At 50.5% G+C, this 11,619-nt stretch carries 9 protein-coding genes; 5 read left to right on the top strand and 4 right to left on the bottom strand.

The genetic code is table 11. The annotated features are described in order from the left end of the window. Positions 1–24 precede the first annotated feature (24 nt). Positions 25–795, top strand: coding sequence for a YwaF family protein (locus PGL02S_RS05680; protein WP_036641949.1), 771 nt, complete (start codon positions 25–27; stop codon positions 793–795). A 103-nt stretch (positions 796–898) separates the two neighbouring features. Here the strand turns inward: PGL02S_RS05680 and PGL02S_RS05675 are convergent, their stop codons facing one another. The 4 genes from PGL02S_RS05675 to PGL02S_RS05660 all read right to left on the bottom strand — a co-directional run bounded on the left by PGL02S_RS05675 (position 899) and on the right by PGL02S_RS05660 (position 6,707). Next, positions 899–1,891, bottom strand: coding sequence for an aldose 1-epimerase (locus PGL02S_RS05675; RefSeq protein WP_036641948.1), 993 nt, complete (start codon positions 1,889–1,891; stop codon positions 899–901). A 135-nt stretch (positions 1,892–2,026) separates the two neighbouring features. Next, positions 2,027–3,754 carry a glycerol-3-phosphate dehydrogenase/oxidase gene (locus tag PGL02S_RS05670; RefSeq protein ID WP_036641946.1) on the bottom strand — a complete coding sequence of 576 codons (1,728 nt, stop codon included), beginning with the start codon at positions 3,752–3,754 and terminating at the stop codon, positions 2,027–2,029. Positions 3,755–3,943: 189 nt separating this feature from the next. Continuing rightward, complete coding sequence (gene glpK / locus PGL02S_RS05665) at positions 3,944–5,434, bottom strand: glycerol kinase GlpK (protein ID WP_036641943.1); 1,491 nt, start codon at positions 5,432–5,434, stop codon at positions 3,944–3,946. 70 nt (positions 5,435–5,504) lie between these two features. Continuing rightward, positions 5,505–6,707: an ROK family transcriptional regulator gene (locus PGL02S_RS05660; protein WP_036642413.1), complete on the bottom strand. Its 1,203-nt coding sequence runs from the start codon at positions 6,705–6,707 to the stop codon at positions 5,505–5,507. A gap of 440 nt (positions 6,708–7,147) precedes the next feature. On the opposite strand from PGL02S_RS05660, the gene PGL02S_RS05655 reads away from it, so the two are divergent. The 4 genes from PGL02S_RS05655 to PGL02S_RS05640 all read left to right on the top strand — a co-directional run bounded on the left by PGL02S_RS05655 (position 7,148) and on the right by PGL02S_RS05640 (position 11,521). Beyond that, complete coding sequence (locus PGL02S_RS05655; protein WP_036641942.1) at positions 7,148–8,407, top strand: ABC transporter substrate-binding protein; 1,260 nt, start codon at positions 7,148–7,150, stop codon at positions 8,405–8,407. Between the two features lie 48 nt (positions 8,408–8,455). Continuing rightward, positions 8,456–9,394 (top strand): carbohydrate ABC transporter permease, encoded by a 939-nt coding sequence (locus PGL02S_RS05650; protein ID WP_036641941.1) that lies wholly within the window; start codon positions 8,456–8,458, stop codon positions 9,392–9,394. Between the two features lie 16 nt (positions 9,395–9,410). Beyond that, entirely contained in the window at positions 9,411–10,247 is an 837-nt protein-coding gene (locus PGL02S_RS05645) for a carbohydrate ABC transporter permease (RefSeq protein WP_036641938.1), read from the top strand. 311 nt (positions 10,248–10,558) lie between these two features. Continuing rightward, complete coding sequence (locus PGL02S_RS05640; RefSeq protein ID WP_036641935.1) at positions 10,559–11,521, top strand: Gfo/Idh/MocA family protein; 963 nt, start codon at positions 10,559–10,561, stop codon at positions 11,519–11,521. Positions 11,522–11,619: the final 98 nt, after the last annotated feature.

Below are 11,619 nucleotides of genomic sequence, written 5' to 3'. Positions count from 1 at the left end.
GAACTACAGAGAGGATGATACAGCATCGAATCCTTATTTGATCCGAGTTATCCGAAGGCATTTGCCGCCTTCTCCACCGAGCATTGGATAGCCATCGTTATCCTGATCGCCCTTGCCGCGTTCCTGTATCTGTTCAGGTCTGTAATCGTCTCAACGACTGCCCTTCAAAAGACCGTGAAATGGAGCCTGCTTGCCGCACTTTCGTTGCCGGAGGCCTCCCTTCACCTCTGGTATGTGTTAACCGGCATCTGGGATCCCGCCACGTCATTGCCGCTGGAATTGTGCAGTCTGACCCTGTTTCTCTCCATAGCCATCCTGCTTACGGATGAGCGCCGCTTATATCCGCTCGTTTATTTTGCAGGCATCGGAGGGGCGCTTCAGGCCATACTGACACCCAATCTGGGTTATCCTTTCCCTCACTTCCGCTTCTTTCATTTCTTTACCGTCCATACCGCCATTATATTAACAGCGCTGTACATGACATGGGTAAGAGGATACCGGCCAACCTGGAAATCTATTGGCTGGACGATGGTCTTTCTTAACGTGTCCGCCGTGCTTGTCGGTCTTGTTAATTGGGCTGTTGGTTCCAATTACATGTTCCTGATGCGCAAGCCGGAAACCGCGTCGCTACTGGATCTGCTGGGTCCACATCCCCTATACATTATGGTTGAGGAATTCATTGCACTTGTATTATTTATCCTTATGTATGTTGTCTTTTTTGTCATTCCGGACCACATCAAACGCAGTCGCAGGCATGGGCGTGAAGAGATTCCCGGCTCTTCCGCAGGGAGCTGAAGCATGAAATCATATGTCTTATAGCAAAAACGTATGGACTGTAAACGCCCTGAGTAACAGGTGTTGCGATCCATACGCTTTTTTATGGAGGAGGAATTAAGGATCAGCCTTTAAGATACAGCCGAGAGGTGGCTTCCCAAATATCACCCGGTGCCAAACCGAACAAACCGATATCATCCGCCGGCAAATTCACGTTTGGAGCATTCACCAGATTGATCTGAGGCTCGGGACAGAAAAACTTCCGGGATGCCTTGTTATTCCATACCATCCACTGCTTATATGAGTTGCCGACATCATAGACCAAGGTTTTTCCCAGCCTGGTATCCGTCAATTCCATACGGTTTCTGCCGTTCTGCGGTACAGCCGTGTAATGGTTGTCCATGGGGGCAAAATAGGGGTTGACCCCGCTTGTCCGCAGCCGTTCTTCTTCCGCCGTCAGGGACTGGAATTCCCCGGTCGGCAGCATGCGGTCACTCATTTCCCACCGCTCTCCGATCGTTATTCTTGCAACGCAATCATCCGCTGTGCTCTCAGGTGCAAACGGAGCATTGATCGCCGTATGGAAGGCAAGCAGGCAAGGCATGCTGCTCGTTCCCCGGTTGCGTATCAACACATGCTGGGCTAATCCATCCCGATTCAGCGTATAGCGGAGCCGAAACGTGAACGTGTGCGGAAGCATGGCGTACACCGGGTGATCCTCATCGATCGTTACGGAAACGACCACATAACTTTCAGCCTCACTGCTGCCATAATCCTCGACCGTCCACGGTATCGTATGTAAAAAGCCATGGAGGTGATTAGCTGTCTCAACCTCATTCACCGGGAATTGATAGGTCTGTCCATTCCATGGAAACCTCCCGTCTTCATATCGATTCGGCGGAAACAGGACAGGAATGCCGTGAACGCCTGGATTGGACTTGAATGCTTCCATCTCGTGTGCTTCAGGTTCGCGAAGGAAACGGTAACCGCTTTCGTTATCCCTGAAAGCGATGAGATTGCCTCCGATCCCAGGCAATATCGCCGCTTCGTAAGGGCCATGCTGGAGCCAAACCGCGCTCTCTCCGTGATATAATTCTTCATACGCTTTGTGGTTCATCGGGTCATCTCTCCTCTCAATGTGAACGTATATAGATTATCATACCGTTGCCCTTACGACTAGATTGTCGAGCTTGAATAAGCCGTTATGGCTCTAACCAAACCCTCTTCCTTGCATCTTGGTTAGGCACATCGTTTAAGAAGATAGTTTTTCTTGTGTGGAGTCTTGTGAGAGGGACACTGCCTCCGATTGCTCCTGTGCTATTGGCTGTGTGGCAGATGCCAGTTCCTCATCCAGTTCCCTTGCGTATTCCGTTCTCTGCTGCTCGCTCCATGCCAGAACGGAAGCCATATAATCCATTACGGGCTCCTTCCATTTTCTTGTCCACTGGATGTTAAATAACAGGGAACCCGTACGGCGGATGAAAAAGTCCGTCGGCTTCGACGCCAACTCATACTGGATCGCATACATCAGCGGTACCAGAACCGATACGGGAAGCGCGGATGCTTCCGCTTGATCGGATCCTGCGCTGGCCAAGCGAAACAACTCCGTTACGTTGGAGCCGTACATCTGCGCCCATTGCTCGGCGAGCTTACGGTCGATTCCTTGTGCCGCTCCGATATCCGCCTGCTTGCGAACAAATTCAGGAAATTGACGGGAGCCGCCTATATGCCCGCCGGATATCGGCAGATTCTTCGTTATCCCGGGACCAAACGTTTGGCCGCCCTGCTCCTGAATTCGTTTGGCAACCAGATCCACAACCGTATCCGCCATTTTGCGGTAACCGGTCAGTTTGCCACCCGCAATGGTGATCAGACCGGACGGGGATTCCCATATCTCATCCTTGCGTGAAATTTCGGACGGGCTCTTGCCCTCCTCCAAGATCAGCGGCCGGACTCCGGCCCACCCAGATTCAACGTCAGCCGCGGACAGCTTCACATCGGGAAACATATAGTGAATAGCTTTCAATATATAATCCCGGTCTTCCACCGTAATCAGGGGACGCACGGGATTGGCCTTGTACACCGTATCGGTTGTTCCCACGTAGGTCTTTCCGTCACGAGGAATAGCAAACACCATTCTGCCGTCAGGTGTATCGAAGTACACCGCTTGACGGAGCGGGAATTTGGACTGGTCAATGACCAGATGGACCCCTTTGGTCAACTGAAGCATTTTTCCCTTCTTGGACTTATCCATCTCTCGCACCTGATCCACCCAAGGACCAGCGGCGTTCACGATTTTGGTTCCGGTTACGGTCCTGACCTCGCCGTCCAGCATATCTCTCACCGTGATGCCGGTAATCCGTCCATTCGTATCATAGTTCAAAGACTCGGCCTTCGCGTAATTGAACAGCACAGCCCCTCTGGCCGCTGCCTCTTTCATGACCTCAAGCGTGAGTCTGGCATCATCCGTCCGGTACTCTACATAGTAACCGCCGCCCTTCAGGCCTTCCTGCTTCAGAAGCGGCTCCCGCTTCAGCGTCTCGGAGACAGACAGCATGGAGCGCCGTTCTCCCCGCTTCACGCCAGCCAGGAAATCGTATACCATCAAGCCGACAGAAGTGCTGAACTTCCCGAAGGTGCCTCCTTGATGTATGGGCAGCAGCATCCACTCCGGCGTAGTAACATGCGGTCCGTTCTCGTAGACTACCGCCCGTTCCTTGCCGACTTCAGCCACCATCCCCACTTCAAACTGCTTCAAATACCGCAGTCCGCCATGCACCAGCTTGGTCGAGCGGCTGCTGGTTCCTGCGGCAAAATCCTGCATCTCCACCAGCAGGACCGACATGCCGCGCGTGACCGCATCGAGTGCAATCCCCGCACCGGTGATCCCTCCGCCAATCACGATCAGCTCATAAGTGCTCTCTGCAATTCCCTCAAAACGACGCTTGCGATCCAAGCTTGAAAACGACTGTGGCAACATCAAACAAATCCCTCCCAGTATGTTTTACCCTTTTTTTTATCTATTGTTACCTCTTATAGAAACAGCAACAAAAAAGAGACCACGAAACACGCAGTAACAAACCTCGTTCCATGAGGTCTTCCGCGCCTAGTGGTCTCTCCAAGTCTCCAGACAAATATTCACTTATGAATTATTATAACATATAAAATGCTAATGAAAAGCCATTGCCGCATAAACGGCTTTTTTCCACCCCGCATATAATTGTTCCCTTACTTCTTCCTGCATGGTTGGCGTAAAGCTCCGCCCCATGCTCCATTTGCTGCATATCTCATCCTGGTCCTTCCAGAAGCCAACAGCAAGACCCGCCAAGAATGCGGCTCCAAGAGCCGTCGTCTCCGTGATGTCCGGGCGTTCCACGGGAACGTTCAGAATATCGCTCTGGAATTCCATAAGAAAGGTGTTGGTCACCGCGCCTCCATCCACTCGCAGGGATGTGATGTTATACCCTGAATCCTCCTCCATGACGGACAGTACATCCCGGGTCTGGTAGGCAAGCGACTCCAGGGTTGCACGGATGAAATGCTCCTTCGACGTACCTCTGGTCAGACCAAAAACAGCGCCCCGTACGTTGCTGTTCCAGTACGGACTGCCAAGTCCGACAAAAGCGGGCACAACGTACACGCCTTCCGTTGAATCAACCCTGCGCGCATAAGGCTCGCTGTCCTTCGCCTCACGGAACATCCGCAGACCGTCGCGCAGCCACTGTATAGCTGATCCGGCCACAAATACGCTGCCCTCCAGCGCATACTGCACCTTGCCATCGAGTCCCCAGGCAATCGTCGTAATCAGCCCATGTTCGGATTTGACCGGCTTGTCGCCAGTGTTCATCAGCATGAAGCTGCCTGTTCCGTACGTTGTCTTGACCATGCCCTCGGAGAAGCAGGTCTGACCAAACAGCGCTGCCTGTTGATCTCCCGCAGCCCCGGCAATCGGCACTTCACGCCCGAAGAAGTGATAAGTCACCGTATTGGCGTATATCTCGGAAGAAGGCCTTACCTCAGGCAGCATGACCTTCGGAATATCCAGCAGCTGCAGCAGCTCATCATCCCATTTAAGGTCATGGATGTTATAGAGCATCGTGCGTGAAGCATTGGAATAGTCGGTCACATGCGCTTGGCCTCCGGACAGCTTCCAGATCAGCCAGGTATCAATGGTGCCGAATATAATCTCTCCACCCCGGGCGCGTTCCCGCGCACCCTCCACATGGTCGAGAATCCATTTGATTTTGGTACCAGAGAAATACGGATCGATCAAAAGCCCGGTCTTCTCCCTTACCTTTCCGTCATGCCCTGCAGCGATCAGCTCCTCGCATAGGCCGGCTGTCTGCCTGGACTGCCATACAATCGCATGATATATCGGTTCACCCGTGTTGCGGTCCCACAGTACTGCGGTCTCCCGCTGATTCGTGATCCCGATGCCCGCTATCTGATCCGCCTTCACACCCGATTCGGATAAACAGGTCGCAATAACCGCAAGGATGGAGCCCCATATTTCATTGGCATTCTGCTCCACCCACCCCGGTTGAGGAAAATACTGAGGGAACTCCTTTTGCGCTGAGTGTACAATTTCTCCTTCCCTGTTAAACAAGATTGCCCGAGAGCTTGTCGTTCCCTGGTCAAGCGACAGAATGTACTGCTCCAATCATCTTCTCCCCTTCCGTTAAGTGCATTTAACCAAAGATAACGTGCAGGTGGAAACGTTGTCAAATTCATTATTCCGTCAGGGTGAAACCAAATAAGTCCTGCAGAAGGACAGAAGCCGCACCGATTAACTTATCATCTTCGCCAAGGGATGCCAATCCAAACACCATATCATCCTTCAGGATCGGCATCGCATGCCGGTCCATATATTTTCGAACCATTGCCAAAAGCTCCGGATTCCCATGCGCCATCTCCCCGCCCAGAACGAGTGCTTCGGGATTAAACATATTGACCAGATTAACAATGGCTGCGCCGAGGTGTTCCGCTACTTCTTCATTCAGATCCATGGCCAGCTTGTCCCCTCTGCACAGGGCTTCCTTGTACACGGACGGAACGATTTTGCTGTAATCCCCTCCGCTCAGCTCCTGAATTAGAGTCGGTCGTCCTGTGGCTATTGCTGTAATGATTCGTGAATACACGGCGATCCAGCTGATATAACTGTCCAAGCAGCCTACATTGCCGCATTCACACCGGATTCCGCTGCGATTCACGCTGGTGTGTCCAAACTCGCCGGCACCCCCATGCTTGCCTCTCAGGAGGCTATCGTTTATTAATATACCGGAGCCGAGTCCGTCACCGATGGAAATATAGATCAAATTCCCGAATGCATAATCACCAAATCGCCGCTCTGCGAGCACAACGGAATTCATATCGTTTTCAACCCAGGTCCGCATTCCATAGCGGTCTTCGAGGATCTGCCTTAGCGGAACATCGGTCATCCGCAGCTTGGTGTTATAGTGCAGCACTCCCTGACTATCACTCACAATACCTGGAACGGTGAGGGAAATGCCGACACAACGTTCCAAGTCCTCCGCTCCTGCAGTGAAATCATCCATGAGCTCGAGCAGCCGCTCGATAACCGCATTACCCTGAAGTCCTTCGATCGGATAGGTTTCCTTTCTCAGCACCCTTGCCTCCAGGTTCATCTGGGCCAGATTTAGGAATGAATTCGTTATGGCTACAGCAAATAAATAATGATTATCCGGATTGAATTGGAGAAGAATGGGTTTTCTCCCTCCGCTGGAAGAACCCGTGCCGATTTCAGAGACGTAGCCCTCCTTAATCAGCTCCTGAACGGCGGAAGCGACTGTGGAGGGGCTCAGCTTATTTTTTTTGGCCAGCTCAATTCTCGATATGGGACCATCCGTACGAATCTTGTTCAGCACCTTGGATCGGTTTAACGCCTGGATCAGCTTGTGATCCCCTTTTTTCATATTGTTCAAGCAAGCTCAACCTTTCTATAGGTTCATCAATTAGTGCGACTTTCTGTATCGGAAAAATAAGGTTAGCTACACTATAACATTTTCAATAACCGAAATTAACTTATTCCATCAATCAAAATAATGTTATATGTAAGAATTCATCCCAACCTCACAATATGTGAAAAAAATAATTTAAAAGTAATTGAAATCGCTATCTTGAAAAATAATCGAGGGGATTATATAATCTTTCGCAATAGAAGCTAGTTATTCTGTCACAAAAGATAGCATGTTGATGTTAACTTTTTTCGATGATTGGAATAACTAATGCTTTTTACTCCAGCTATACAAAGGGGGCGCTCCCATCCAAGGAGACTGGTTTTCACGTCGAACAAGCTTTATGACCCCATCATGCTTGATCAAAACCATGCCAACATTTTAAGGAGGGTTATGTAATGAAAAAAGGAATGTCTGTCCTGATTACGATGCTATTCGTGTTTACTGTCTTACTGTCCGCTTGTGGTGGCAATGCCTCCGGTGGCGACAATGGGAAAAAGGTAATCAACGTCGCCCTCTGGGACGAAAATGTACGGGACACGCTGGACAAGTCCATCAAAATTTTCAATGAGAAGCATCCGAATGTTCAAGTGAAAGTAACGTATACGCCATGGGCGGATTATTGGACCAAGCTGAGAACAAGCCTCGCCGGCAATAGTGGTCCTGATGTTTACTGGATGAACGGACCCAACTTTCACTCCTACGCCTCCTCCGGTCTGATCAAAGACCTCTCTCCCCTCATTGAGCAAAGCGGACTGGACACCTCGGTTTATACCGAAGCACTCGTCGATATGTATACCTATCAAGGCAAGCTTCACGGTCTTCCTTACTTCCAGGATTCCATCGGACTCTATTACAACAAAGAGTTGTTTGACAACGCGGGCTTGTCCTATCCCGACGATACCTGGACCTGGGAAACCGTAGAGGAGAATGCGGCCAAGCTGACCGATAAAACAAACGGTATTTACGGTTACATAGCGCCGATCGACAATCAAATCGGTTACTACAACTTTATTGCCCAAGCAGGAGGATTTGTAATCTCGGACGATAAGAAGTCATCCGGCTTTAATACGCCTGAAGCTCTGTCGGCCTTTAAGTGGGAACAAGGCTTGATTGACAAAGGCTACTCGCCGAATGCGCAGCAGCAGCTTGAAACGAAGTCCCGCCAATTGTTCGGCTCCGGCAAGGCCGCCATGTTTCCGGGGATTTCGGTCAACTCGCCTGAGCTGCACAAGCTTCTCGGCGATAAACTCGGCGTTGCTGTTCTTCCTGCCGGTAAACAGAAAGCTTCCATCGTTCACGGACTGAGCTGGGCAATCAACGGCAAGACAAAAGTAGAGCAGGAATCCTGGGAATTGCTGCAGATACTATCGGGCAAGGAAGGACAGGAACTGCTGGCCGATTCCGGCTTCTCGATGCCTGCCTACAAAGGCACGGAAGGTGGCTGGCTGAAATCCATTCCTTCTCTCGATCTGCAGGTATTTGTGGACAGTCTGGAATTTGCCGTGCCTTATCCGGTGTCCCAGAAAACAGCGGAATGGCAGGATGCGGAAGTGAAGGAAATCCAGGCAGCCTTTCTTGGCAAAAAAACCTTTGAAGAAGCGCTCAAAAACGCCGGTGAACAAATGGATGCAATCCTTGCAACTGAAACCAAATGACAACCATCCGCTCCCAAGTAGGAATACCAAGAAAGGACGGTGCAGCCTGTGAGCTCTCCTATAACTGTGACCACGAAACCTCCTGAGATGCCCAAGCGAAAGGTCGGGAAACTTGCCCGGCACGAAGCCCTGTGGGGATATATTTTCATCCTGCCGGTCGTGCTGGGGCTTGGTTTGTTCTACATGGCCCCTTCCGCCGCATCCCTGTTCCTGTCGTTTACATCGTGGGACGGGTTAACCTCTCCCCAGTTCGTCGGAATGGATAATTTCACGAATCTGATGAAGGACGACAAATTCACCGGCTCCATGCTGAACACGATGATGTATACCGTCGGCACCGTTCCGTTGTCCGTTGCAATCGCAACGGTTCTGGCCGTACTGCTGAATCAGAAGATCAGAGGCATGGTCTTCTACCGCACACTGTATTTCATCCCGGTAATCACGATGCCGATTGCGGTCGGCATGGTCTGGAAATGGCTGTACAACTCCGAATTCGGGTTGATCAACCATGTGCTGGGAGTGTTGAATCTACCTCAGCCGAATTGGCTGTTTGATGAAAAATTCGCTTTGTTTTCCATCGTGCTTGTCAGCGTCTGGAGCAGTATCGGGTATAACGCCGTCATTCTGCTCTCCGGTCTCCAGGGCATCTCCAGCAGCTATTATGAAGCCGCTTCGCTGGACGGTGCCGGAACGATGTACAAGTTCTTTCGGATCACGCTGCCGCTGCTGACGCCCAGCCTGTTCTTTGTATTGGTCATGTCCTTTATCAATTCATTCCAGGTGTTTGACCTGATTTTCATTATGATGGATCAGCAGACTACGATGCTGGAATCCACCCGGACCGTCGTTTACAGCATTTGGGAAGACGGGTTCAAATATTTCAATATGGGTTACGCTTCAGCGCAGGCCTTCATTCTATTCGTTGTGATTCTAGTCATCACCATGGTTCAAATGTATATTCAAAAGCGCTGGGTTCACTACCAATAACAGGAGGAATGAAGACGTGAATACTTCAACCCGATCGGGAAAAGCAAGCCGTCTGGCAGTCCACGTTCTGTTAGCTGCCGGGGCGCTGCTCATGATTATGCCGTTTCTGTGGATGATATCCACATCCTTCAAGTCCTTTGCCGATTCCATGTCGATTCCGCCCAAATGGCTCCCTGTCGAATGGCACTTGGACAACTACCTCCGTGTCATTCAAACCATTGATTTTGGCACGTATTACTTGAATACCGTTATCGTCACACTCGGACGCACAGTGGGCCAGCTTGTCCTGTGCTCACTTGCAGCCTATTCTTTTGCAAGTTTGAGATTTCCTTTCAAGAATGCTATCTTCCTCGCGCTCCTTGCGGTATTGATGGTACCGTCACAGGTTGTGATGATCCCGAGCTTTGTCATTATGCGTGAGTTCAATTGGCTGGATACGTTCTATGTGCTCATTGTACCGGGTATTTTCAGTGCCTTCGGTACGTTCTTGTTAAGACAATTCTTCATGACATTGCCGAAGGATCTGGAGGAGGCAGCCAAAATCGATGGCTGCAGTTATTTCCGGATCTACTGGAATATTTACTTACCGTTATCCAAAGCTGCGCTTGTCTCCCTGGCCATCTTCACCATACTCGCCTCGTGGAACGATTTACTGTGGCCGCTCATTATGACAAGCTCAGAGGACATGCGGGTGCTATCCATTGGAATCTCCAGCTTTCAGGGACAGCATTCCACCGACTATCCTCTCCTGATGGCCGGTGCGCTTATGGCAACCCTTCCGATCATCATCCTGTTTATATTCCTTCAGCGCTACTTCATTGAGGGCATTGCCATGAACGGGATTAAAGGATAACACATGCCGCAGCAATATACACGATAAAGGAGTCTGCCGGATGATACCGATGTCAGAGTTGGTGTTGGCGCTATGGGAAACATCGTCCCTATGGCGCTGCCGATGCACCTATGCCGGGTATGAGGGTTATTAGCAGCAAGCACCTAGTATGTATTCAGGAAGGTTTGCTGTACTTTTTTCCAGGTGAATCCTCTGTACCGGCATCAAAGGAAAGCTTGAATAATATGGATAGCGGGGCTATAATCACGTGTGAGTCCTAGAATTGAGGAATATTTATCCATCATCATTATACGATCAGGAGTGAGCAACCTATGATTAAAGCAGGTGTAATTGGAGCCGGAGGTATGGGCGCTGTCCATATTAAAAACCTTCACCAGAATGAACATGTTCAACTGGCTGCAATATGCGATACGAATGAAGCATTAGCCAAACAGCAGGCCGAATTGTATGGCTCCGCTTATTATACGGACGGCAGCACGATGCTGGAACAGGAACCGCTGGATGTTCTGTACGTATGCATCCCGCCATTCTGCCATGGAGATATTGAAGAACAGGCAGCAACCAAAGGCATTCACTTGATGGTCGAGAAGCCGCTGGGTCTGGACGTGGAGTCCGTCCGTCACAAAGTCAAAGTCATCAATGAAAGCGGAATCATAGCAGCTTCCGGATACTGTCTGCGGTACCTGGACACCGTTGCAATCGCCAAGGATTTTCTTAAAGACAAAAAAATCGGCATGGTCCGTGCCCACTACATAACGACACCTGTACCTACTCCTTGGTGGCGCAAAAAAGAATTGTCCGGCGGACAGCTGGTTGAGCAGTCTACTCATACCATGGACCTTGTACGCTACCTGTGCGGCGACATCACCCGTTTGTATGCCGATATGAGTCTCTTGCTTATGCAGGATATTCCGGATCTGGACATTCCCGATGTAGGCGCGATTCAATTCGTGCTGGACTCTGGAGCAGTCGGCCATATGCAGACGGGATTTATCCAATTCGATCATCGGAGCGGAATTGAGATCATGGGACGCGATTTCCGGGTCGTTCTGGATGGAACCACGCTTTCCATCGCAGATAAGGAGAAAGAAGTGGTATACCGCAGCAAAACCGACTTCTACAAGGATCTTACTACGGCCTTGATCGACGCCATTCGAAACCAGGATCCAAGCCTTGTGCTTGCCTCCTACGAAGACGGGTTCAAGACACTCGAGGTGACGCTGGCCGCGAATGAATCCGCGGAAACCGGTAAGCCGGTATTGATTCAGCAATAGCTCAAAAGGGGGCGTTCTCCAGGTCTGAACCTGGAGAACGCCCCTGAATTTTTGTTGCCCTGATGCAGTACGGCTTAAATTCGTTTGGACAGCTCAGC

It is taken from the genome of Paenibacillus glucanolyticus NBRC 15330, from assembly GCF_004000885.1.
Classification (GTDB): domain Bacteria; phylum Bacillota; class Bacilli; order Paenibacillales; family Paenibacillaceae; genus Paenibacillus_AQ; species Paenibacillus_AQ glucanolyticus.
Note: the sequence above shows the minus strand (reverse complement) of the source record. Positions and strands in the feature narration are given on the sequence as shown.

Coding starts and splice junctions, on each gene's coding strand:
- PGL02S_RS05655 (WP_036641942.1), top strand. CDS start 7,148: ATGAAAAAAGGAATGTCTGTCCTGATTACGATGCTATTCGTGTTTACT.
- PGL02S_RS05640 (WP_036641935.1), top strand. CDS start 10,559: ATGATTAAAGCAGGTGTAATTGGAGCCGGAGGTATGGGCGCTGTCCAT.
- PGL02S_RS05660 (WP_036642413.1), bottom strand. CDS start 6,707: ATGAAAAAAGGGGATCACAAGCTGATCCAGGCGTTAAACCGATCCAAG.
- PGL02S_RS05675 (WP_036641948.1), bottom strand. CDS start 1,891: ATGAACCACAAAGCGTATGAAGAATTATATCACGGAGAGAGCGCGGTT.
- PGL02S_RS05670 (WP_036641946.1), bottom strand. CDS start 3,754: ATGTTGCCACAGTCGTTTTCAAGCTTGGATCGCAAGCGTCGTTTTGAG.